The sequence below is a fragment of the Vibrio sp. WZ-1 genome (assembly GCF_052037695.1).
GTDB lineage: Bacteria > Pseudomonadota > Gammaproteobacteria > Enterobacterales > Vibrionaceae > Vibrio.
In genome coordinates this window covers 170,393-193,624 of sequence record NZ_JBQEQR010000080.1, presented here as the reverse complement: position 1 = coordinate 193,624, position 23,232 = coordinate 170,393, and the positions used below count along the sequence as shown (strand labels likewise).

The 23,232-nt window shown below is 45.0% G+C and carries 19 protein-coding genes; 13 read left to right on the top strand and 6 right to left on the bottom strand.

What is annotated here, in order from left to right:
• Positions 1-194 precede the first annotated feature (194 nt).
• The 4 genes from ACTS60_RS17480 (at position 195) to udp (ending at position 5,600) form a co-directional block, all read left to right on the top strand.
• Positions 195-614 carry a CBS domain-containing protein gene (locus ACTS60_RS17480; protein WP_440889294.1) on the top strand — a complete coding sequence of 140 codons (420 nt, stop codon included), beginning with the start codon at positions 195-197 and terminating at the stop codon, positions 612-614.
• A 62-nt stretch (positions 615-676) separates the two neighbouring features.
• Positions 677-2,128 (top strand): MATE family efflux transporter, encoded by a 1,452-nt coding sequence (locus tag ACTS60_RS17475; RefSeq protein WP_440889293.1) that lies wholly within the window; start codon positions 677-679, stop codon positions 2,126-2,128.
• A 100-nt stretch (positions 2,129-2,228) separates the two neighbouring features.
• On the top strand, positions 2,229-4,535 hold the full coding sequence (locus tag ACTS60_RS17470; protein WP_440889292.1) for a zinc/cadmium/mercury/lead-transporting ATPase: 2,307 nt from the start codon (positions 2,229-2,231) through the stop codon (positions 4,533-4,535).
• 306 nt (positions 4,536-4,841) lie between these two features.
• Positions 4,842-5,600, top strand: coding sequence for a uridine phosphorylase (gene udp, locus ACTS60_RS17465; RefSeq protein WP_010447108.1), 759 nt, complete (start codon positions 4,842-4,844; stop codon positions 5,598-5,600).
• A gap of 154 nt (positions 5,601-5,754) precedes the next feature.
• On the opposite strand, the gene ACTS60_RS17460 is transcribed toward udp, so the two are convergent.
• Together ACTS60_RS17460 and ACTS60_RS17455 are read right to left on the bottom strand one after the other, a co-directional pair.
• Positions 5,755-6,915, bottom strand: a complete 1,161-nt coding sequence (locus ACTS60_RS17460) for a DUF1887 family protein (RefSeq protein WP_440889291.1) — start codon at positions 6,913-6,915, stop codon at positions 5,755-5,757.
• A 166-nt stretch (positions 6,916-7,081) separates the two neighbouring features.
• On the bottom strand, positions 7,082-9,073 hold the full coding sequence (locus ACTS60_RS17455) for a methyl-accepting chemotaxis protein (protein ID WP_440889290.1): 1,992 nt from the start codon (positions 9,071-9,073) through the stop codon (positions 7,082-7,084).
• A gap of 232 nt (positions 9,074-9,305) precedes the next feature.
• On the opposite strand from ACTS60_RS17455, the gene hinT reads away from it, so the two are divergent.
• The 7 genes from hinT to ACTS60_RS17420 all read left to right on the top strand — a co-directional run bounded on the left by hinT (position 9,306) and on the right by ACTS60_RS17420 (position 15,530).
• Positions 9,306-9,656: a purine nucleoside phosphoramidase gene (gene hinT, locus ACTS60_RS17450; protein WP_440889289.1), complete on the top strand. Its 351-nt coding sequence runs from the start codon at positions 9,306-9,308 to the stop codon at positions 9,654-9,656.
• Positions 9,657-9,722: 66 nt separating this feature from the next.
• Positions 9,723-11,117, top strand: coding sequence for a COG3014 family protein (locus tag ACTS60_RS17445; protein ID WP_440889288.1), 1,395 nt, complete (start codon positions 9,723-9,725; stop codon positions 11,115-11,117).
• On the top strand, positions 11,117-11,509 hold the full coding sequence (locus tag ACTS60_RS17440; RefSeq protein WP_440889287.1) for a YcfL family protein: 393 nt from the start codon (positions 11,117-11,119) through the stop codon (positions 11,507-11,509). The genes ACTS60_RS17445 and ACTS60_RS17440 overlap by 1 nt, the downstream gene beginning before the upstream one ends.
• A gap of 64 nt (positions 11,510-11,573) precedes the next feature.
• Positions 11,574-12,164, top strand: a complete 591-nt coding sequence (lpoB, locus tag ACTS60_RS17435; protein ID WP_440889286.1) for a penicillin-binding protein activator LpoB — start codon at positions 11,574-11,576, stop codon at positions 12,162-12,164.
• Positions 12,165-12,227: 63 nt separating this feature from the next.
• Complete coding sequence (thiK, locus tag ACTS60_RS17430; protein ID WP_440889285.1) at positions 12,228-13,106, top strand: thiamine kinase; 879 nt, start codon at positions 12,228-12,230, stop codon at positions 13,104-13,106.
• Between the two features lie 78 nt (positions 13,107-13,184).
• On the top strand, positions 13,185-13,724 hold the full coding sequence (ycfP, locus tag ACTS60_RS17425; RefSeq protein ID WP_440889284.1) for an alpha/beta hydrolase YcfP: 540 nt from the start codon (positions 13,185-13,187) through the stop codon (positions 13,722-13,724).
• 516 nt (positions 13,725-14,240) lie between these two features.
• On the top strand, positions 14,241-15,530 hold the full coding sequence (locus tag ACTS60_RS17420) for an NAD(P)/FAD-dependent oxidoreductase (protein ID WP_440889283.1): 1,290 nt from the start codon (positions 14,241-14,243) through the stop codon (positions 15,528-15,530).
• 86 nt (positions 15,531-15,616) lie between these two features.
• Here the strand turns inward: ACTS60_RS17420 and ACTS60_RS17415 are convergent, their stop codons facing one another.
• The 4 genes from ACTS60_RS17415 to ACTS60_RS17400 all read right to left on the bottom strand — a co-directional run bounded on the left by ACTS60_RS17415 (position 15,617) and on the right by ACTS60_RS17400 (position 21,057).
• A complete protein-coding gene (locus ACTS60_RS17415) occupies positions 15,617-16,165 on the bottom strand; it encodes a GNAT family N-acetyltransferase (RefSeq protein WP_440889282.1) in 549 nt (182 codons plus the stop codon).
• Between the two features lie 77 nt (positions 16,166-16,242).
• Positions 16,243-17,013: a peptidoglycan binding protein CsiV gene (locus tag ACTS60_RS17410; protein WP_440889281.1), complete on the bottom strand. Its 771-nt coding sequence runs from the start codon at positions 17,011-17,013 to the stop codon at positions 16,243-16,245.
• 7 nt (positions 17,014-17,020) lie between these two features.
• On the bottom strand, positions 17,021-20,482 hold the full coding sequence (gene mfd, locus ACTS60_RS17405) for a transcription-repair coupling factor (protein ID WP_440889280.1): 3,462 nt from the start codon (positions 20,480-20,482) through the stop codon (positions 17,021-17,023).
• A 5-nt stretch (positions 20,483-20,487) separates the two neighbouring features.
• Entirely contained in the window at positions 20,488-21,057 is a 570-nt protein-coding gene (locus ACTS60_RS17400; protein ID WP_440889279.1) for a PilZ domain-containing protein, read from the bottom strand.
• A 265-nt stretch (positions 21,058-21,322) separates the two neighbouring features.
• Between ACTS60_RS17400 and lolC the strand changes: the two genes are divergently transcribed.
• Together lolC and lolD are read left to right on the top strand one after the other, a co-directional pair.
• Positions 21,323-22,531 (top strand): lipoprotein-releasing ABC transporter permease subunit LolC, encoded by a 1,209-nt coding sequence (gene lolC / locus ACTS60_RS17395; protein ID WP_440889278.1) that lies wholly within the window; start codon positions 21,323-21,325, stop codon positions 22,529-22,531.
• Entirely contained in the window at positions 22,524-23,231 is a 708-nt protein-coding gene (gene lolD, locus ACTS60_RS17390) for a lipoprotein-releasing ABC transporter ATP-binding protein LolD (RefSeq protein WP_440889277.1), read from the top strand. Before lolC ends, lolD begins: the two co-directional genes overlap by 8 nt.
• Position 23,232: the final 1 nt, after the last annotated feature.

The window sequence follows — 23,232 nt, the reverse complement described above, 5'->3', positions numbered from 1 at the left end:
ACCAGACTGAGTTTTGCACCCGAGGTAAATAAATATGCAACTGTGTATTTATTGTTTTGTCTTATGTATCAGTTCGGATAGAGATCAATAGCCTAAATCTATAAATAAAATTGCTAATTTCAATTTAGTAAAATCAAGAAATTAGACGACACTTATCTTAAAGGCAGCAAAAACGTGCCGCTAAGGAGATAAAAATGCACTCACTAAAAGTTAAAGATTACATGACATTGCAAGCGGTGACGTTCACCAGAAATATGTCGCTAACAGCGGCTTTGGACAAGGTGATGCAAAGTGTTACTCTAGGTGGACCTGTCATTGACGAAAACGAGAAGGTCATCGGATTCCTTTCTGAACAAGACCTTTTGGATAAGTTGGTTAAAGCGAGCTACCACTGCCAAGACACTCATACGGTGGAAGAGTGTATGCATGATGATGTACTTTCTGTATCACCGGAGATGTCGATCATTGAGCTGGCCGACATGATGAAGATAGGCAAACCGAAAATGTATCCTGTAGTGGATGACAACGAGAAGTTGGTCGGTGTCATTACAAGACGTGATGTGCTTAGAGCGATCGGTATGTCTCTAAACGAATGTTTCCAGCACCCTGTCTAAAATCAAACAATTAATATTAAGATAAAAGACGCCTCGGCGTCTTTTTGTCGTTGAGGAAGAATATGTCTACCCAAGAGGCGAAGTTTGTCCAAGGTTCCACGATGCGCCATATCTTAGTGATGTCAGGTGCGGGCTCAGTAGGCTTGATGGCACTGTTTGTGGTCGACTTGCTTGATATGTTGTTCATCAGTATGTTAGGGCAAGTCGAGCTGGCAGCTGCCGTTGGCTTTGCAGGGACGCTGATTTTCTTTTCTACTTCTGCTTCTATTGGTACGTCGATTGCGATGGGAGCATTAGTTTCCAAGTCTATTGGTGCAAAAGACTTTGACCGCGCTAGGTTGATGAGCGGCAGTATTATGCTGACGGCTTTTATGATCAGCTTAGCGATTACTGTGGGTATGTATGTTCATATACCAGAGCTCTTAGCTGCGATTGGTGCAGAAGGTGTTGCTGCTGAGCGTGCTGAAGCGTATCTCAACATTCTATTGCCAAGCGCGCCGATTCTGGCGTTGGGTATGTCGGCGGGTGCCGGGTTGCGAGCCGCTGGTGATGCAAAGCGCTCTATGTGGGCAACGTTGGCTGGTGGTATTGTTAACGCGATTCTCGACCCATGGTTTATTTTCGTTTTTAAATGGAATGTGGAAGGGGCCGCGGCTGCTTCTGTTATTGCCCGTTTCACGGTGTTGGCCTTCGCATTATATCCACTGGTCAAAGTACATAAGCTGGTTTCCTTTCCCAATCTCGATATTCTTAAAAACAACCTAAAACCAATTTTGGCCATTGCTGTGCCTGCAATTATCACCAATACGGCTACACCCATAGGCAATGCGATTGTCACCACGCACATAGCACAATTTGGTGAAGACTTCGTTGCAGGTTTTGCTGTGATTGGTCGCTTAACGCCTGTCTGTTTTGCGGTGATTTTTGCTCTGTCTGGTGCAGTAGGGCCGATTATTGGACAGAACTTTGGTGCTGAGCGAATGGACCGGGTGAAAAAGACACTGACGGATTCTTTACTCGTTACCACGATTTATACGCTTGCTGTATGCGTTGTGCTGTATTTGCTGCAAGACTACATTGTGGCTATGTTCAGCCTTACTGGTGATGCTGCAATTATTGTGGCGGCGTTTTGCACGTATGTTGCAATCAGTTTTGTTTTCAACGGTACTTTGTTTGTCGCCAATACCTCCTTCAATAATCTGGGTAAGCCACTTTACTCGACAGCACTCAATTTAGGTAAAGCAACAATTGGCACTCTGCCTTTCGTTTACTTTGGATCGCAATGGTACGGAGCACTTGGCGTGTTATATGGACAAGCGGTGGGTACGATAGTGTTTGGGTTGCTGGCGTTAGTTGTCCTGAACAAACACATTAAAGACCTGATGCAAAACTTCGGAGAAGAAGATATAGAAGACGATCCAGCGATCACTTGCGTCAATACTCAACCTTTTTGCTCTCACGATGCGGTATTGATTGATGAAGTGGCAACCGCTTTGGAAGAAGAAAAAGCGTAAATTTTGTTTATCTGACATAAATATGCTTGACCTTGGAGTTAGCTCCAAGGTTTATTCTTAGTGGTAGATAAAGGTTTATCACCAATAAGGAAAGTGAATTATGTGTTCGAAACATCAAGGTTGCCAATCAGGCAAAGTCAAATCTGCGGTGGCAGTAGGTGCAAGTGACTCATGCTGCGCACCGGCAAAGCCAACGCTAAACATTACCCAAGCAACCGTTGCTGTCTCAGAAGAATCTTGTTGTAGCGGCGGAAGCTGTAGTTCGGATTCTGTTGACGACGAAGGCCCTGCTGAACCTCTCGAGTCCACCAGTCGTCATAGTTGGCTAGTGTCAGGCATGGATTGTCCTGCCTGTGCGCAAAAGCTAGAAAAGGCCATCTCTTCTGTTGAGGGGGTCACAAATGCCAAAGTCTTGTTCGCAACAGAAAAGCTAGTGGTCGATTTTGATAACCGAGCACTTGCGCCTGTTATCGAGCAAGTTTCTCAGCAAACCGGATTCCCACTGACTTCGACAGATGCGCCAAAACCAAAAGCCGAGAAAAAGGGTTGGCTGGGCGTTATCAAAGACAATGTTCAGATCCTCTCTATTGCAGGTGCGATGGCGTTTGCTGGCATCATTTCTGATTTCAATCCAACGCTAAGTACTTGGTTGTTTACTTTGACCTGTTTGCTTGGCTTGTATCCGGTTGCGATGAAAGCGGTCAAGTTGGCCCGCACTGGTACGCCATTTGCGATTGAAACATTAATGAGTGTGGCGGCGTTAGGTGCGCTGTACCTTGGTGAAACCGCGGAAGCGGCGATGGTGCTATTGCTTTTCCTTATTGGTGAAAAGTTAGAAGCATATGCATCCTCTCGTGCTCGCAGCGGTGTTCAAGCATTGATGGATCTCGTTCCAGAGAATACAACGCTGATTGTTGATGGTGAACGTCAAGAAGTGCCAGCGTCACAGCTTCAACCCGGTGACGTGATTGAAGTTGCGCCTGGTGGCCGCATGCCTGCGGATGGCCTGCTTATGACTCAAGCTGCAAGCTTCGATGAAAGTGCGTTAACGGGCGAGTCTGTTCCGGTAGAGCACAACGAAGGCGGTAAAATCATGGCAGGCGCTGTGGTTGTCGATAAAGTCGTTCAAGTAAAAGTGACTTCTCGCCAAGGTGAGAACGCGATTGACCGTATCCTGCATTTGATTGAAGAGGCGGAATCACGCAAAGCGCCACTTGAACGCTTCCTCGACAAGTTCAGCCGTTGGTACACACCGCTGATGATGCTTGTTTCTCTATTAGTCATTATCACGCCACCATTGTTGTTTGCTCAGCCTTGGGAAACGTGGGTATACCGTGGTTTAGCATTGTTGTTGATCGCATGTCCATGTGCTTTGGTTATCTCCACGCCTGCGGCGATTACTTCTGGCTTAGCGGCCGCGGCAAAACGAGGCGCACTGATCAAAGGTGGTGCTGCGCTTGAACTATTAGGCCGCGTTGAATCTGTTGCTTTCGACAAAACGGGTACGCTGACACAAGGTAAACCACAAGTCACTGATGTCGTGCCGTTTGGTGTGACTGAAGAGCAATTGCTTCGCTTAACGGCATCGATTGAGATTGGCTCAAGCCACCCACTGGCCATTTCATTGGTGAACAAAGCGCAAGAACAAGGCATCAACATCCCAGAAGCGGCAGATAAAACCGCGCAAGTGGGCTCTGGTGTAACTGGCGTAGTTGAAGGCAAATTGGTACAGGTGATTGCACCATCGAAAGCGGACTTCCCAATCTCACAACAGGTAGAGCAGCAAGTCTTGGCGTTGGAAGGGCAGGGTAAAACTGTGGTTATCGCACGCCACGATCACGAAGTGATAGGTTTGATTGCTTGGCAAGACACGCTTCGTCAAGATGCTCAACAAGCCGTTGCTGCATTGAAGAAACTGGGTATTTCATCTGTGATGCTAACAGGTGACAACCCTCGCAGTGCCGAAGCAATTGCGAACCAAATTGGCCTTGATTACAAAGCAAGTTTGCTACCAGCAGACAAAGTGCACTATGTAGAAGAGATTTCAGCGCAGCACACGGTTGCGATGGTAGGCGATGGTATTAACGACGCACCAGCGATGAAAGCTTCAAGCATTGGCATTGCAATGGGCGGTGGTACTGACGTTGCACTCGAAACGGCTGATGCCGCGCTGACTCACAACCGTTTGATCGAACTCGCTGGTATGATCGAACTATCACGTGCGACGCTCAATAATATCCGTCAGAACGTTGCGTTGGCTCTAGGACTGAAAGGCGTGTTCTTGGTAACGAGTTTGCTAGGTATAACAGGCTTGTGGGTAGCTGTGTTGGCCGACAGTGGAGCAACAGCTCTTGTTACTTTGAACGCTCTGAGATTGCTTCGTTTTGAATCTAAGCAAGTAAAATAACCATTAAAGTGAAATGAAAACTGACCCGAGGCAGAAGTGTCTCAGGTTTTTTTATGCCTATTAAATCGAAACAGCTTTGGTGTTTGTTTCGTTTGGCAAATCACTTATTCCCATGCAACGAAATGATCTTGAGCTCCTTAAACTGTGATCTAAACCGTTTTTATTTGAAAGTGTGGTTTTATTACATTGTTTCATTGTGATTGCGATCACTCTATGTTGGTGAAAGGTTCGCTACAGTGCATCTGTACCCAACAACTTATTAATGAGCTTATTGTTTACAAAATAAGCCACAACAAGGAGCGACTTATGTCTCAAGCTGTATTCCATTTAGGTATTACTGAAGCTGATCTTAATGGTGCAACTCTAGCAATTATTCCTGGTGATCCAGCGCGCGTTCAAAAAATCGCAGAAGAAATGGAAAACCCAGTATTCCTAGCTAGCCATCGTGAATACACGCTGTACCGTGCAGAGTTAGATGGTAAACCTGTTGTGGTTTGTTCTACTGGTATCGGTGGCCCATCTACGTCTATTGCAGTAGAAGAGCTAGCGCAACTAGGTGTTCGTACTTTCCTACGTGTAGGTACTACAGGTGCGATCCAGCCACACGTAAACGTAGGTGATATGATCGTTACTACAGGTTCTGTTCGCCTAGACGGTGCGAGCCTACACTTTGCTCCAATGGAATTCCCAGCGGTCGCTGATTTTGAAATTGCTACAGCAATGAAAGCGGCAGTAGAAGAATCTGGTGCTGCAGTACACATGGGTGTGACAGCTTCAAGTGATACTTTCTACCCAGGCCAAGAACGTTACGACACTTTCTCTGGTCGTGTTGTTAAGCGTTTCCAAGGTTCTATGCAAGAGTGGCAGGACATGGGCGTTCTGAACTTCGAAATGGAGTCAGCAACACTGCTAACTATGTGTGCAAGCTCAGGCCTAAAAGCAGGTTGTGTGGCGGGTGTAATTATCAACCGTACACAAAAAGAGATTCCAGATCATTCAACGCTGAAAGAAACGGAAGCTCGCTCAATTAAGGTTGTAGTTGAAGCTGCTCGTAAGATGCTTTAAGTACAACGGTTAGTTGGCATTTAAACAAACGGGAAAAGCCAGAGGTTCGCCTCTGGCTTTTTCTATCTGTCAGTTTTGTTTGTGTGCTAAAGACAGCGAATCTGACGCAATAAAAAAGCAGCTCGAGGCTGCTTTTTTGATCGGATATGGACGATTAGATTTCGTCAGAACCGCCAGCGGCTTCAAACCATGCACTCAGGTGTGTCTTCAGATCTTTTAGCTCATCAGGGCCAATTAGCGCCAGGCCTAAATCTTCTGCTCGAGTAATATCATTATGGCGTAGCGGACGGAAGCTGACCAACATAGCACGTGCTTGCAGACCGCCTAGAAGGTCACGCAGTGATTCAAGTTTGTACAGGGTGTCATCGCCATCATCACGCATACCTTTAGTCTTACATTCGATGATGTGCAGCTTGTTATTTACTACGGTCGCAACATCCAGTTCATTACGAACCTCACTTTCACCCAGTTTGCGATAAACCTGCACATTTAAAGAACGGTCTTGAATCGTTGGCATCGTATCTTGGATCTGCTTAACCGTACTATGAACTAAGGTCTCTAGCCATTCACCATTTGAAAAACGACGAGCATCTTCGTCAGCAAACGTCAGTACACCATTTTCGTAAGTGGCGATTTGTGCTTCGACCAAGTCGGTCAGCAGCATGTTCAGTTCACGGTAACCTTGCTGTTTCTCCGAAAGCTCAACATCTAGCTTCTGCTCTTTACGACAAGTCGTTGCAAGGTAGTTTAGCGTAGCAAGACCAGGACCAAGCTCTAACGCGTTAGACGCCCAACGTTCGCCAAGTTCATACAGTTTTTGGTCGAGCTGAGGAGGAAGGTCAACATGATGGAACTCACCTCGAGCACCGAAAATGGTTAAGTAGTCAGAGATAGTGATGTGGTCTTCTACTTGGGTGTCTTCCTTACCATCAGGATATAGCCAGCAAAGTTTGTCACTGTTTGGTTCAACGACAAAGATTGGCCAACGGTATGTACGGAATACTTCATATACAGACAGTAATCGGTGACGTAGGCCACAACTCGCATTCAGTTTTACTTCTTCGCCTCGATCGTGGAGATCTTTTGCTAATTTATGAATCGATTGTTTAATCAGAGAAGTGTTTACAACAGAAGGAATTTCAAAAAATTCGGACGTAATTTCTCGCTGCTCTAACACGGCACTCAGTCGCTCGTAGATGTCAGCTTGACTCTTATCGCCGATAAAGACGATATGGGTACTGACAGTGCGATTATCCAATAGAGGAGTAACCAATCTCACAGGGTCTTGGTCAATAATACCAACATGAACAGCCATAGGTTTTCCTTCTTTTTTGGCTTGCTCGAAAAGAGAAAGTAAAAGGGATGAGCAAGCCATAATAACCATATGTAGACAAGGTCCATAAAAAACAAGGGCGACCTTATAAAAAGTCGCCCTCATACAGTGAGTTGCTATCTAAAAACGGTATAACCTATATCTTTATCTATAGTTTGAAGCGGTGAACCAATTCATTTTGTTGATGAGCCAAGTGAGTGAGTGACTCACTAGTTGCGGCAATACTTGCCATTGCATGGTAGCTCTTGTCTGCGATGTTATTAATGTCTTCGATATTTCGTGCGATATCAGCTGAGGTTTCGCTCTGCTCTACTGCCGCTTGGGAAATATGTGTACTCATTTGGCTGATTTCGATGATCAGAGCTTGAATTTCTTCCATCGAACTGTTGGCTTTGGATGCTTGTTCAACCGACATCTCCATATCACTCATACAACTCTCAATGACTTGGCTTGCTGATTGTGAGCTTGTCTGAAGATTGCTAATCATAGATTCTATCTCAGTCGTCGATTGTGTGGTCTTAGAGGCCAACACGCGTACTTCATCAGCAACCACCGCGAATCCACGGCCTTGCTCACCAGCACGTGCTGCTTCAATAGCAGCGTTTAGAGCGAGTAGGTTGGTTTGCTCTGCAATGTTACGAATTACGTCTAAGATTGAGCCAATCTGGCCACTCATTTTTTGCAACTCAGCGACGGCTGATACAGACTCATTCAATCTTGTCTCTAGTTGATTGATCGTAGAAATATTGCTGTTCATGATATTTCTACCCTGATCAGAAGCAGTCTCCACTCGCTGCACCATTTCCAGTGAACCTTGCGCACTTTGAGCCACTTCTTGAACAGAATGAGACATCTCAGTCATTGCTGTTGCTACGTTTGCCGTCTGCTCACGTTGATTGTTAAGCTGCATTTGTGCCTCTGATGACGTTTGTTCATTTTCAGAAGCCGTGTTTGAAAGGTTGTCAGAAGCGTCATTTAGCTTAACAAGAATATTGTGCAAGCTGTCAGCAAGAGTATTGATATGTCCACTGACGCGGCTGAATTCGTTGTTGTAACGGTTATCAATGCGTTGGGTCATATCACCCTCAGTCAAGCCCTCTAGCACTTTTAGAATGCGAGTCAATGGCTCACGAACGCTATGCGCAATGTGATAACCAATTGCAGCTGCAAATAGTACGACAACAATTGCGATAACAATGGCTTTGGTTACGCCATTCGAGTAGATGTTTCCGGCATCTGTCAGTGATTCTTCCAATTTATCTGTCGCAGTCGCGGTAAATTGTTCGAGGATACCCATCGATGTATCAACTTTGGTTGCTAGGTTAGCGATATTATCGTACAAAGCTGAACGAGCGCTTAGATAGCTGTTGTGTTGATCAAGTACTCCTCCTCGTTGACCAACGTCACGAGTAAATTGTTCAACAGATTCACCAAAGGCATCTTTTAGCGCAGGTAATTGAGTGACTAATCCACGGAATGCGTAGTTTAAATGTGTTACCGCTTTGCGGTTTTTGGTCACTGCTTTCGTTACAAACTCTGGGTTATTGCTAGCCAATGCATCAGACGTAATTACCTCAGCGTCTTTTAGCTTGATGAAGTAGCTTTTTGCCATCACTTTAACGGAAATACTCGATTGATCGGCGACATACTCCTTCATACCAACCGATAGTTCAGTGTTAAGTTTTTGGAAGCGACGAGAGGATTTTTGTACTTCTTCTTGTGCCGCAAACATCGCCTCATAGTTGTCCATGGCTTCTTTAGCTTCAGAGAAGTAGCTTTGCTCGATTTCTTTGAGCTGGGCAAAAGGTTGTTTCAAAGAAGGGTAGATGCGGCTGGCCGTCTCAAGTTTCCCTAACGTAGAGGTAAACTGTTCTTGAGATTTAGCAAACTCCTGACGCATTTCATCCATTCGTTGCTTATTCTCTGTTGTGAGAAAGTCTTTAAAAGACTTGTCGGCAGACAGAAGCTCAACACTGGTTTGGTTTGATAATGAAACCAACGGTAAAGAATTCTTTGATACGGTTTCAAACTTGTTATGAATATCACTCATCCCACTCATCATAATGGTAATGGTGACGGCAAACAGAATTATGATCAGTGCAAAGCCTGCATACATCCGTTTAATTACTGACCCACGCATAATTAGCGTCCTCTCCCAGAAACAAGACAAAAAAATAGTTATGTCTTAAAAAATTAACAAAATTCTTTGAATTGTATTGAGTTTGAGACGCACGTTTTATGACGCACACGACAAAAAAAACTTCTCTGTAACAACTTATATTGATAATGTTAAGTGAACACTGTTTTTTATTGAGCTAAGCCTAGGGTTGGCGCATACTAAAGCGGTTACACACTATATAAATGGAGTACCCATGGCGGAAGAAACCATCTTTAGCAAAATTATCCGTAAAGAGATCCCAGCAGATGTTCTTTATCAAGACGATTTAGTCACTGCATTTCGAGATATCAATCCGCGAGCGCCTAGCCACATTCTTATCATTCCGAACAAGCTAATTCCAACAACGAATGATGTAGAAGCAGAAGATGAGGCGATGATGGGACGTATGTTCACTGTCGCGAAAAAACTGGCTAAAAAGGAAGGTATTGCAGAAGACGGTTATCGTTTGATTGTTAACTGTAACTCGCATGGTGGTCAGGAAGTATACCACATCCATATGCACCTAGTGGGTGGACGCCCGTTAGGCCCAATGGTATTGAGCTAATTGTATAAAAGTGGGTGGGCATTCCCACCCATGTTTTCTTGTCCAACCACATTTGCGGAGATGAATGTGAAACAAGGTTTGAAGCTAATTGGTTTAATTAGCTGGATGGTGGTTGCTGTTGGGTGTGCCAACCTTTCTGCTGGAAACCTGTTTAGTCACTATAGCGATCAAAATCAGCAAGTGTATCAGGCTGTTGTTGCGGGTGATTATGCAGAGGCTGAGCAACTACAGTCGGTTGATGTTGGTGGAGATATACTTGGTAATTTTGAGCGAGGTCGAATCTCATTTCTTGCGCAAGACTATCCAACAAGCTTGGGGGCACTCGAAGACAGCGATCGTGCGGTACGCAAACAACAAGAGCGTGCAACCATTTCTGTTACGGAAACAGCGACCAGTGTCGGTTCTCTGGCTGTTAACGACAATCTGAACGAATACCAACCCGCCGACTACGAGCTCGGTTTCTTGCATTTGTATCTAGGTCTGAACTACCTACAAAAGAACGATCTAGAGGGGGCGTTGGTTGAAATTCGCCGTGCAAACCAAGTTCAAGAAGCTGCAAAGAAAGCCCGTGAAAAGGAACTAAAGCAGGCCGAAAAGGATCTTAACAAGCAAGGTATGTCTGCCAACTTGGGTAGCGTACTCGCAAACTATCCAGATGCTGGAAAGAAGCTTAGCTCAGTACAAAATGGTTACTTATTCTACCTTTCGGGACTGCTTTATGAAGCATCAAGAGATTTGAATAGTGCCTATGTAGACTATCGTCGAGCACTCGCTGTTATGCCTAACAATAAGCAAGTCATTGAGAGCACTATGCTAGCAGCAAGAAAGCTGGGCATGCGTGAAGATCTGCGTATGTTAGAAAAGCGATATGGCAAAACACCACCTAAGCTCAGCAAATCTAAAGGCCGGGTGATTATCATTGATGAACAAGGTGTCGTCGAAGCACTTCACGGTTGGCGTATTGATTTACCGATTTATGACAGCCGAGGCGATGGTGCAATTTATTCGCTTGCACTGCCTTACTACCCGAAACGTGGAACGCAACGTTTTGGTGATGTCACGTTGAATGGTAACAAGCTGCCTTCCAGTGAATTAGTTAATGTGAACGCGATGGCTGGCAATGATTTAAATGAGCGTCTGCCTAATATTGTTATTCGTCAAGCTTTACGAGTGTGGGCAAAAGACAGAATTCGTAAAGAGGCAGCCAAAGGCGATGATGTCGGCAACTTGCTGTTTAATGTATGGAATACTTTAACAGAGCAGCCTGATACGCGTAGTTGGCAGACATTGCCAGGTCACGTTGATACAGCATCTAAGGTGGTTCATGCTGGACCACAAACATTAAATATTGGCAGTAAAGTTTACCAGTTTGAAGTGCCTGCACAGCAAACCACACTAGTTTGGTTGTCGAGGCAAGGTACGAGTTCCACTGTGTGGCACAAGCAACTAGGGAGGTTGTAATGAAAGCATGGCTTATTGGTATTGTGGTATTGGTTGGTTTAACTGGTTGTGCTGACAATACAGCAGGTATTCGCATTGATGGCCAAACCCAGAAAGTTTTTTTCAGTGATAACGTGTTAGGTGGGCGTCTATTAGTTGACGACATTATCACGACTTATGTTGATGATCGCCCAAGGGGCGTTGTTCAGTTGAGTAGCAACTACAAGGGTGATCAGCACATTCTATATCGCTTCTATTGGTACGATGCTAACGGGTTAGAGGTTAACACCAAACCGGGACCTTGGCGGAAAATGATCGTTCGAGGTTTTGAGCAGGTATCGCTTTCTGAAGTCACGGTTAACCCTGCAGGAACTCAATTTAGGCTCCAAATTCGCGAAGCGGAAGATAATTAATTCACCAGTCAAACTGGGCAACCAAAACAACTGGTTTTGGTATCGAGTAAACTAAGGAACTCTCATGAAAAAAAGTATTATTGCTCTTTTAGGTCTTGCTGTCATTCTGGGTGGCTGTTCGAATAAAGTCTCGTACGGCGATGCTCAAGCGACAGAAACAACGACGATTGACTTTGGCTCAACGGATCTACAAAAAATAGCCGGTGAAATGGTTGATAGCATGATGATGTCGGGCTCTGTTGCTGCAATTACTCGTGATCAGCGTCCAATCGTATTTGTAGAACGTATTAAAAATAAAACCAGCGAACACATTGATACTGAATCCATCACCGATACTATCTCTACTAAGATGCTAAACTCTGGTAAGTTTCGTTTCGTAGATATGGACCGTGTTGAGTCTGTTCGTGAGCAACTGAACTTTCAGAACAATGATCAGCTAGTGAACCAGAGTACCGCAATTCAGTTTGGTAAAATGGTCGGTGCGCAATACATGCTTTACGGTAACCTTTCTAGCATCGTGAAAAATGCCGGCAGTGATAAAGACGTATATTACAAAATGACGATGCGCCTGATGGATCTAGAAACTGGTCTTATTGAATGGGCGGACGAAACAGAAATTCGTAAAGAGCAATCTAAAAGCTTATTTGGCCTTTAATCTTTCCCAATACCTGACTATTTACTGAGTAAGGTAGTAGGAACTAAAGTGGAGAAGTTATGAATGGCATGGTTTTCTTGGCAGCAAGCAAAGCAACTTGATCCGAGCTTAAGCATATTAGACGGCTTCTTCGCTGTTCCTCCAGTAAAGGTTCAAACTGTTACTGGAGGGCTCACCAACCGCTGTTGGCGATTGGAAACTTCAGAAGGTCTTGCATATGTCTGGCGGCCAGCCAGTATTGTTTGCAAGGCCTTTTCTATTTCTCGCCATAACGAGTACCAAGTTCTCAACACTATCGAGCCTTTGCAAATTGGCCCTAAGCCTGTTTTTGTCCATGAACTTGGCTTGCTGGTGGAGTGGGTCGAAGGAGAAACGCTCACACGATCGGGGATAGATCTCAAGGAGCTATTGCCTGTTGCAGCGCGTATCCACCAATATCCAGCTGGTGCGATTCCTCTGGTTCCATTTTCCTATATATCACGCGTTGATCACTATTGGATGCAGTTGGAAGGTGTTTATGAAGGCACTGAGTTTGAACGGCTCTACCAAAAGTGGCGTTCTGAACCATCTGTTGCCCCAGTCCCTATCTCTTTGTGTCACTTTGATCTTGGTTGCTACAACCTTGTTCGAGGTCAGGATGGGTTAAAAGTGATTGACTGGGAGTATGCTGGATTGGCTGATCCACGTTTAGATCTGACGCTGATTCTTCAATTGGCAGAGGCGCCAATTGTTAACGGTGTTGAGAGGTATTGCGCTATTCGAGAGATAGAAGATACCCAGCTTTGGATTGATGGCGTAAAAGCATGGCAGCCAAGGACGCTCATGATGGCTATGCTGTGGTATTTACTCGCCTATAAATTATGGGGTGATGAACAATACTTAAGCAGTGCGAATGAATTTAAAGACTCATTATGTATGGAAGATCACTGTTTTGAGACATAATGACATTTGTCGCTTTAACCACATGGAAATAGTGGTAGTTTAAAGTGAAGTACCAGATACACACAGGGAGAGGTACAAATGATTATTTACTTGCATGGCTTTGATAGCACAAGCCCAGGTAACCACGAAAAAGTTCTTCAACTTCAGTTCATTGATGATGATGTTCGCTTCATCAATTACAGCACGCTTCATCCTAAACATGATATGCAGCATTTACTTAAAGAAGTCTCTAAAGTAATTGACCAGTCTGACGATCCAAACCCGCTAATTTGTGGTGTGGGTTTAGGCGCTTACTGGTCAGAGCGTATTGGTTTCCTCTGTGGTATTAAGCAAGTCATGTTCAATCCAAACTTGCACCCAGAGAAGACAATGGAAGGTCGAATTGACCGCCCTGAAGAGTACGAAGACATCGCAACCAAGTGTGTTGATAAGTTTCGTACCAAAAACCAAGAGCGTTGTTTGGTGATTTTATCCAAAGAAGATGAAATCCATGATAATTCAAAGACGGCAGCAGAGCTGGATAGTTATTACCAAATCATTTGGGATGAATCTCAAACACACAAGTTCAAAAAGATCTCTCACCATCTGCAAGCAATGAAAGCATTCAAAAATAAATAGCTTGTACGACAATGAACAACTTGATTAATTTTAAACAGCACTTATCTAAGTGCTGTTTTGATTTCAAGCATGGCTCAAATCCACGACATCCATTCTGCTAAATTTTACATTTTGTATTGATTTATCATCTTGATTTATTGATTTAACCTTTTGTGGCACGAAAACGATACCGTAAAGCAGATGAAAATTAGTCAATCCGTAGCTCTAGTAAGGATTTTTGTTGCCATCAAAGTAATGCTCTATATAATGAACTTAGTAAAAATAATTTGATAAATATCAAAAAAAATTGAGAGCGAGTGAAAAACTTGCCCATTTATTGTCTGAGATCGTGTGTATCAGACAAAACCGATACTCAACAAAGCCACTACGCGCAAACAAGAAGATATCGGTATTTTATCCAAAAGTGAGCTCACCTCTAGAGACCAAAGAATTCATCGGTTGGGTGTATGGCCGCAGTGAGACTGTGAGTCAGCATCGAGCTGAACCCATATATTCATTTTTGTAGAGGATAACATTGTGACACGCATTATCGTTGTAGGCGGCGGTGCTGGTGGCCTTGAGTTGGCAACCAAACTGGGCCGCACTCTGGGTCGTAAGAACCGAGCGCAAATTACACTGGTAGACCGTAAAGCGAGCCACTTGTGGAAACCATTGTTGCACGAAGTAGCAACAGGTTCTTTGGACGAAGGCGTGGATGCATTGAGCTATCGTGCTCATGCGAAGAACCACAGCTTTGACTTCCAAATGGGCAGTCTTCAAGACATTGACCGTGAACGTAAAGTGATCATTCTAAGTGAGCTTAAAGACGAGCATGGTGAGCTTCTTATGCCAAGCCGTGAACTAGAATATGATATTTTAGTCATGGCAATCGGCTCGACATCAAACGATTTCAACACACCAGGAGTGCGCGACAACTGTATCTTCCTGGATAGCCCTGAGCAGGCGCATCGTTTCCGTAGTGAAATGAACAACGAGTTCTTAAAACTACACGCCAAAAATGGTAACGGCACGGTAGACATCGCGATCGTTGGTGCAGGTGCAACAGGTGTTGAACTTTCAGCAGAGTTACACAATGCCGTTAAAGAGCTACGCACTTACGGTTTTGGTGATTTAGATTCTAGTAAGTTAAACGTAAACCTAGTTGAAGCGGGTGAACGTATTCTTCCGGCGCTTCCACCACGTATTTCTTCTGCTGCGCATCAAGAGCTAGTGAAGTTAGGTGTAAACGTACGCACTGCGACCATGGTGACGCAAGCTGACAAAGATGGTTTAACGACCAAAGATGGTGAGAAGATCCCTGCGCAAATCATGGTATGGGCGGCAGGTATCAAGGCTCCGGATTTCATCAAAGATATTGCGGGTCTAGAAACGAACCGTATTAACCAGCTTGTGGTGAAAAACACGTTGCAAACCACACGTGACGATGACATCTTCGTTATTGGTGATTTGGCACAATGTACTCAACCAGACGGTTCATTTGTACCGCCACGTGCTCAAGCGGCACATCAAATGGCAAGCCAAGCGTTCAGCAACATTGTTGCTAAGCTAAACGGTCGTGAACTGAAAGCTTACGAATACAAAGACCACGGTTCTTTGGTTTCTCTAAGCCGTTTCTCTACAGTAGGCAGCTTGATGGGTAACCTAACCAAGGGCTCCATGATGGTTGAGGGTCGTATTGCACGTGTAGTGTACATCTCGCTATACCGCATGCACCAAATGGCGCTGCATGGTGTGATTAAGACCAGCCTGATGATGCTGGTTGGTCGCATCAACCGCGTATTGCGTCCGAACTTGAAGCTGCACTAATATTTGATGATTTGGCTCTTTAAGCTGATTTGGTTGAGAGCGAAACAAAGGTCAAAACAAAAGCCACCGCATGTCGGTGGCTTTTTTCATTTTAAGTCACTAGGAAGCAGTGAATACACTACGCCATCTTTCGGCTTGCCATGGAAGATAAAACGGTTTCTGGCAATGGCTTCCTTCTGTGCACCAACAGATTCAATTAATGCCTGACTTGCGATGTTATCTGGATCGCAGACGATCTCTACTCGCGCCAAACTTAGCTTGGCAAAACAAAACTCTGCCAGAGCACCAATGGCTTCTTGTGCAAACCCATTACGTTGATGGCGATCTGCAACCCAATAACCAATGCTTGCCATATTGAAGGTATGATACAGCTCATTCACTGCAGCCATGCCTACAAGGCAATTATCTTTACGTTCATAAATACCAAAACCAAATGCTTCCGTTTTAACCCAATTTAATCGTGTTGCTAGCAAGAAATCTTGGGCTTCTTTGAGTGTGATATTTTTATCACACCAATCAAGCCAATGATGCAGAGAAGGGGATTCAGCTAGTAAATCTCTTAGGGTGTGCGCTTCTTCTGAAGGAATCAGTTTAAGTATTAAGCGAGGGGTGATGATTTCGAAATCAGGAGTCATGAATCAATACAACTTCCATGCTAGATTCTAGATAAAATAAAGCGCAGCAAGTGCTGCGCTTTATTTGTTCTCAAAGATTATTGAACGCGACGTACTTGGATGATCATTCCCATTAATGGGTTATCTAGGTAGTGAGTTTCACTACTGCGCATACGGCGCTTCTGATCCATTCGGAAGCTCTTTAAGAAAGTTTCCTCGGTCACGGTAGGCGTTATTTCTGCAAGGTTTCCTAATTGAACATTGCCTTCAACCTCGCCAAACTCTTGCGATTGCTCGTCTAGAGGTTGTGCCTCAAAGCGGACTTCACGTACGCTTGGTTCTCTGATGTCTATTGTCGTTTCAGCGAAAAGATAATGTTGAACATAAATCTGTAACTTACCATCTAGCTCATAAAGCGGGCCTGTGATGCTTTCTTCCGTGTACCCATCGCTTTGTAATGATGTAGCGTTACCATTTTTTTGGCTACCGTCAGAGTTGTAAGAACCAGAGAAGTCTCTTCCCCCGACTATGCGAAAAATAGGTGCACTTGCTTTACCGCGATCGCCTTGTCTCCAAGCTACGTGTTTCAGTACTTTAAAGCCAGCGTGATTACGTAGTGCTGATTCTTGGCTGTTTAATCGGTAAGCTGAACGAGGAAGCAACGTGACGCCTTTCGCTTGGCGATATGAATCACTCTCCAAACTGCCCACATTATCCATCTCAATTTGTGGAAGCTGATTTGGCCAAGATTCAGTGGTGTTCTCAGCGTCGACTGCTCGCTTGAATATAATTACTTCAATATCAAATTGACGCGCAGCCCAAGATGGCATTGAGACACAAAGAAGCAATAATGGGATCAGTATTCTCATTCGACTATTAGCTCGTTGGTAATAAATTCTGTTTAAAATCATTCAGTAAGTCTTGAACAAACTGAATGCGTTTCCGTCGGTCCGTTAATGGTACGCTAAACTTGAACTTAGTTGGACCTTCCATTGCAAATTTTTGCGGCTGTGATTGCAGGAGTTTAACCAAATACATTGGGTTTATGTCAGCATCAGGGTAAAACTCAATGAATCCGCCTTTATCATGGGCTTCAATTTTCTTCGCTTTGAGACTTCCTGCTCCAATTTTCAATTCTGAGACAGCGAGAAGATTCTTGGTTGCATCTGGCAATAAGCCAAAACGATCAATCAGCTCTACCTTAAGCTCCGCCAGCCCCTCGTTGTCACTTACACTCGCAATACGTTTGTACATTGATAAACGAGTATTTACATCTGGGATATAGTCATCCGGTAGCAGAGCTGGAATGCGCATTTCAATTTCCGTCTGCTCGCGAAGTAAGTCGTCTAACGATGGTTCTTTACCTTCTTTCAATGCTTCAACCGCTTGTTCAAGCATCTCCATATACAGTGTAAAGCCAACTGATTGAATTTGACCACTTTGTTCGTCACCTAAAAGCTCACCAGCACCACGGATCTCAAGATCGTGCGTTGCTAAAGTGAAGCCTGCACCAAGGTCTTCCAGTGAAGCAATTGCATCAAGACGCTTGATGGCATCTTTGGTGATCGCTTTCGGATGCGGTGTCAGCAGGTAAGCATAAGCTTGATGGTGTGAACGACCAACACGGCCACGAAGCTGGTGCAATTGCGCCAAACCTAGGTTGTCAGCACGATCCATGATGATCGTGTTTGCCGTCGGAACGTCGATACCGGTTTCGATGATGGTGGTACACACCAGCAGGTTGAATCGCTGATGGTAGAAATCATTCATGATGCGCTCTAGCTCGCGCTCACGCATTTGGCCATGAGCGACGGTTACGCGTGCTTCCGGAATCAGTTTCTGCAAATCTTCTGCGGTTTTCTCGATGGTTTCGACTTGATTGTGCAAGAAGTAAACCTGACCACCACGCATTATTTCACGTAATGCTGCTTCACGAACGACTGAATCTTCACGTTGACGTACAAAAGTCTTGATTGCCAAACGACGGGCTGGTGGTGTTGCGATGATAGACAAATCACGCATGCCGCTCATTGCCATATTTAACGTACGCGGAATAGGCGTTGCGGTAAGCGTTAAGATGTCGACATCGGCACGCATTGCTTTTACTTTTTCTTTTTGACGTACACCAAAGCGGTGTTCTTCATCGACGATCAGTAGGCCAAGGTCTTTGAACTTGATGTCGCTAGAAAGTAACTTGTGAGTACCGACCACGATATCAACTTTGCCGTCAGCAACATCTTGGAGGATGACTTTCTGCTCTTTTGCCGATTTAAAGCGCGATAGTACTTCAACGCGAATTGGCAAGTTGGCAAAGCGGTCACGGAAGTTTTCAAAGTGTTGCTGTGCCAGCAGGGTGGTTGGCACCAATACTGCGACTTGTTTGCTGTTGTCAGTAGCAACAAATGCAGCGCGCATTGCGACTTCTGTTTTACCAAAGCCTACGTCACCACACACTAGGCGGTCCATGGCTTTCGCTTGGCACATGTCAGACAGAACAGCATTGATTGCCATCGACTGATCATCAGTTTCTTCAAACGGGAAAGTCGCTTTGAAGGTCGCGTATTGACCACGGTCGAGAGCAAACTTGTAACCCGGTTTCAACTCGCGCTTAGCGTAAACGTCGAGAAGCTCGGCGGCCACGTCACGGACTTTTTCAGCGGCCTTACGACGAGCCTTCGCCCATGCTTCACCACCGAGTTTATGCAGTGGCGCACTTTCTTCGGCGCCACCAGAGTAACGGCTAATTAGGTTTAGTGATGAAACAGGAACGTAAAGCTTGGCATCGTTTTGATATTCAAGGGTTACGTATTCGGTTTTCATGCCGCCGGCTTCAAGCGTTTGCAGACCAATATAGCGGCCGATACCGTGGTCAATGTGTACGACAGGCTGACCTGGCTTTAACTCAGCTAGGTGACGAATGACGGTGTCACTGTTGACGTTTTTTTTGTCTTTACGACGACGCTGAATTACGCGATCGCCCAGTAGGTCACTTTCACAGATAAGCGCAAAGTTCAGCTCATCGTGAATAAAGCCATGTTCTGCTGCGCCTAAGATCAAGCTGAATCGATCATTGGAATCCAAAGCTTGGTAAATTGATTCATGCACGACAGGGCGAACTTTGATGCCTTGAAGTAACTCAGTTAGTGCTTCTCGGCGGCCTTCTGATTCGACCGAAAAGACGATTTTTCCTGTGAACTGCTCACTAAACTGGCGTAGACGAGAAAGTGGTTCTTTGTTTTGTTGTTGCACGCCCAGTTCAGCCAGAGACTGTACTGCGAGGTTTTGGCGACCAGCACGTTTTACAACTTTATCTAGACTTAACAGGGCTTGAGGCAGTTGCTTAATCTGCTTGAATAGCTCGTCCTTTTTTAGCCACAGTTCATTAGGGGCTAATAACGGGCGAAGTGGATCGATTTTCTTTTGGTCGTAACGATAGTCGACATCATTCAAGAACGTATCTACAGCAGCTTCGATGTCCCCATAAACGATAAGTTGTGAATCATCTGGTAAGTAATCAAACAGTGTTTCTGTGTGCTCAAAGAACAGTGGCTGCCAGTATTCGATACCCGCTGGCCATGTTCCTTTGGTTACTTGCATGTAGATAGATTCAGGTTCCCGACGCGCTTCGAATTGCGTACGCCAACGAGTTCGGAAATCTTCGATTGCTTCTTTTGTGGTTGGAAACTCGTGCGCTGGCAGCAATTGGATTTGCTGAATATCGTCGATCGAACGTTGATTTTCTGGATCAAAGGTACGGATGGTATCGATCTCATCATCGAAGAAGTCAATGCGATATGGATCGGAACTGCCCATCGGGAACAAATCTAGGATTGAACCACGGCTAGCGTATTCCCCCGGTCCAAACACTTGATCCACATGACGGTAACCAGAATTATCTAGTTGAGCACGCAGCTTATCTAGTGAGAATCGGTCTCCAGTCTTCACCATCAAAGTATGTTGCAGCAAGAAGTCGCGAGGAGACTGGCGTTGTAAGATGGTACTGACAGGTACGATGGTTACACCACTGCGTTGGTTTGGCAGTTGGTATAAGCGTGCAATTCGATCAGAGATGATTTCTTGGTGCGGAGAAAAGTTATCGTAAGGCAGTGTCTCCCAATCAGGAAATAGACTCACTGGCTGATCGGTAAACTGTTCAATTTCTGCTTGAAGTTTCAGTGCAATTTGCGGATCTGGCACAACAAGTAGAGAGTGACTAGCGTGTTGTTTCGCCAGCTCTGCAATTGCCATCGGTAATGCTGCACCGGGTAGGTTACCCAGCTGTTTTTTATCGCCACGCTCAGACGGATTCGTGACGGAGAGAATCGTTGCTTTTGTCATGGTACTTATTTGTTATCTCGCTCTAATGAGCGCTGACGGAGTAGTTTTTGCTGCTGGTATAGCGCGGCCTTAATCAATAAGTCTTGATCTGCTTCTCTAAGTAACTTGTACTTGAGTGTGACCAAATAACCTTGTTCTGCGATTTCGCATTCTATAACCTCAGCGTAGCAGTAAATTGCAGCGGCTGGATGGTCTAAGAAGAGTTTCACCCGAGCCAACTGTCCTACCTTCATCACGAAGTTAGAGCGATAGCTTAATTGGCTGGCACCAAACTGCGTGGTTTGAGAACGCTGTGTTGGATCATCTTGCTGAGACAACATAAAGCTAAGCAAAAGGTTGAGTTTTGAATTTTGTGTATCCAACAGGCTGATCACGTGCTTAAGATCTTTGTTTTGTAGCTCTAAACGAGCGCTATCAGCGAGCATATCTAATTGACTAAACTCGCTAGCAACAATGAATGGTGCAGGAATTTCTGCGAGAAATGATTCTTCACTTGGCAAAAGGTAATCTTCACCCATGGCCTCAACGTTAATAGTGAGGTTGTGGTGTACGGTGAAGTATTCTTGCTCAGTCATATTTAGTGTCCTTTTGCCAAACGAGCACTTCCTTTCTTATAGTGAAAGAGGAAGGTAAGGCATTGATTATCGCTAACTGACTTAACTTATCAAGTTTCCTTGCTCTGTCAGGCTGAACTTTCTTAGCGAAAAATGGACTTATTGCATGTCGTTGACAAATTTAGCGATTATCTTGTCTTCTTCATAGTAAGAGTAAGGTAAGATAACCAGTATTAATTAGCTAAGTATTGGCTCCATTATTAGAAAACCAGTTGGTTTGTCCTATATGTATCATCCTATCTCTTTGTTTATTGGCTTGAGGTATCTGCGGGGGCGCTCCGGGGATAGATTCAGTCGATTTGTTTCTTATATGTCGACAGCAGGCATCACGATCGGTGTGATGGCGCTAGTGACAGTACTGTCGGTAATGAATGGCTTTGAAGCTCAGCTTAAAGAGCGCATCTTAGGTGTTCTTCCTCATGCTGTTATTTCGCAACATGATGGCAAAACTCGAGTTAGCGAAAGTGCCCCTCAGTTCATTCAAGACATGTCGTCAGTAGCGAAGCCAGAACCCATCGTACGTGGTGAAGCGGTGATCCAGAGCTCTGCGCAACTGACAGCTGGCTATTTGATTGGTATTGAGCCTAAGCTCGGGGACCCGATTTCAAACCACCTGATTGCAGGTCGTTTATCGTCACTGCAAGCGGGCGAGTATAAAGTTTTCCTTGGTCACAGCTTAGCGCGTTCACTAAAAGTATCTATGGGCGATAAAGTGCGTTTGATGGTGACTAACGCAACACAATTTACCCCATTAGGTCGCATCCCAAGTCAACGTAACTTTACGGTGGCAGGCATCTTCAATACTGGCTCTGATGTCGATGGTCAGCTCATGATCGTCAATATGACCGATGCTTCCAAGCTGATGCGTTTGCCACAAGATACGGTGTCGGGCTGGCGCGTATTTTTCTCTGACCCATTTATGGTTACCGATTTTGCAGATAAGCCAATGCCTGATGGTTGGCAGTGGAGCGATTGGCGAGCGCAGCGTGGCGAGCTTTTCCAAGCGGTTAAAATGGAAAAGAACATGATGGGTTTAATGCTAGGCCTGATCGTTGGCGTTGCGGCGTTTAACATCATTTCTGCGTTGATCATGGTGGTGATGGAGAAGCAATCGGAAGTCGCGATTCTCAAAACTCAAGGTATGAAGCAATCCCAAGTGATGGCGATTTTCATGGTACAGGGCGCGAGTAGTGGCGTGATTGGTGCGATTGTGGGTGGTGCTGTAGGCGTTGCTTTATCGCTCAATCTCAATGCGATTTTAGAAGCGGCAGGCGTCGCCTTGTTTAGTTTCGGTGGTCATTTACCAATCGTGATTGATTCATTCCAAATTTTATTAGTGGTAGTGCTGGCAATTGCTCTGAGTCTAGCGGCCACTGTTTACCCGTCTTACCGAGCATCTTCTGTTAAACCTGCTGAGGCACTTCGCTATGAATAAGCTATTAGAATGTCGTGATATTCGTAAAGTCTACCGAGAAGGCTCGTTAGATACGGAAGTGTTGAAAGGCGTGAGTTTTGATATCGACAAAGGTGAACTGGTTTCTATTGTCGGCTCATCGGGGTCAGGTAAGAGTACGCTGCTTCACATCCTTGGCGCTTTAGATGATGCATCTCAAGGTGAGGTGGATTTTCTAGGGCAGAACTTGTCTGCGCTAAGTTCAAACAAGCAAGCAGCACTACGAAACAAACACCTTGGTTTTGTGTATCAGTTCCATCACCTATTGGCTGACTTTACCGCAGTAGAAAACGTTGCGATGCCACTGTTAATTGGTGGCGCAAAAGTAGCGGATGCCAAAGCGGAAGCAAAAGCTCTACTTGAGAAGGTTGGCCTAGGACACCGTATGGATCATCGTCCTTCGGAGCTATCAGGTGGCGAACGCCAACGTGTTGCGATTGCTCGTGCTTTGGTCAACAAGCCGGATTTAGTATTGGCGGATGAGCCCACGGGGAACCTAGACCACAATACCGCATTGGCGATTTACGATTTGATGCGAGAGCTAAACCAGGAGTCAAACATCGCTTTCTTGGTGGTGACCCACGATAACGAGTTAGCTGCGAAAATGGATCGTCAAATGCACATGCAAGATGGTTTGCTGGTGGATCGCTTTACGACTCAAACAGCGTCTGTGGAGGGCTAAT

Bases quoted from the DNA above. Each gene is read 5' to 3' on its own strand.
- ACTS60_RS17480 (WP_440889294.1), top strand. From the start codon at position 195: ATGCACTCACTAAAAGTTAAAGATTACATGACATTGCAAGCGGTGACG.
- ACTS60_RS17475 (WP_440889293.1), top strand. From the start codon at position 677: ATGTCTACCCAAGAGGCGAAGTTTGTCCAAGGTTCCACGATGCGCCAT.
- ACTS60_RS17470 (WP_440889292.1), top strand. From the start codon at position 2,229: ATGTGTTCGAAACATCAAGGTTGCCAATCAGGCAAAGTCAAATCTGCG.
- udp (WP_010447108.1), top strand. From the start codon at position 4,842: ATGTCTCAAGCTGTATTCCATTTAGGTATTACTGAAGCTGATCTTAAT.
- ACTS60_RS17460 (WP_440889291.1), bottom strand. From the start codon at position 6,915: ATGGCTGTTCATGTTGGTATTATTGACCAAGACCCTGTGAGATTGGTT.
- ACTS60_RS17455 (WP_440889290.1), bottom strand. From the start codon at position 9,073: ATGCGTGGGTCAGTAATTAAACGGATGTATGCAGGCTTTGCACTGATC.
- hinT (WP_440889289.1), top strand. From the start codon at position 9,306: ATGGCGGAAGAAACCATCTTTAGCAAAATTATCCGTAAAGAGATCCCA.
- ACTS60_RS17440 (WP_440889287.1), top strand. From the start codon at position 11,117: ATGAAAGCATGGCTTATTGGTATTGTGGTATTGGTTGGTTTAACTGGT.
- lpoB (WP_440889286.1), top strand. From the start codon at position 11,574: ATGAAAAAAAGTATTATTGCTCTTTTAGGTCTTGCTGTCATTCTGGGT.
- thiK (WP_440889285.1), top strand. From the start codon at position 12,228: ATGGCATGGTTTTCTTGGCAGCAAGCAAAGCAACTTGATCCGAGCTTA.
- ycfP (WP_440889284.1), top strand. From the start codon at position 13,185: ATGATTATTTACTTGCATGGCTTTGATAGCACAAGCCCAGGTAACCAC.
- ACTS60_RS17415 (WP_440889282.1), bottom strand. From the start codon at position 16,165: ATGACTCCTGATTTCGAAATCATCACCCCTCGCTTAATACTTAAACTG.
- ACTS60_RS17410 (WP_440889281.1), bottom strand. From the start codon at position 17,013: ATGAGAATACTGATCCCATTATTGCTTCTTTGTGTCTCAATGCCATCT.
- mfd (WP_440889280.1), bottom strand. From the start codon at position 20,482: ATGACAAAAGCAACGATTCTCTCCGTCACGAATCCGTCTGAGCGTGGC.
- ACTS60_RS17400 (WP_440889279.1), bottom strand. From the start codon at position 21,057: ATGACTGAGCAAGAATACTTCACCGTACACCACAACCTCACTATTAAC.
- lolC (WP_440889278.1), top strand. From the start codon at position 21,323: ATGTATCATCCTATCTCTTTGTTTATTGGCTTGAGGTATCTGCGGGGG.
- lolD (WP_440889277.1), top strand. From the start codon at position 22,524: ATGAATAAGCTATTAGAATGTCGTGATATTCGTAAAGTCTACCGAGAA.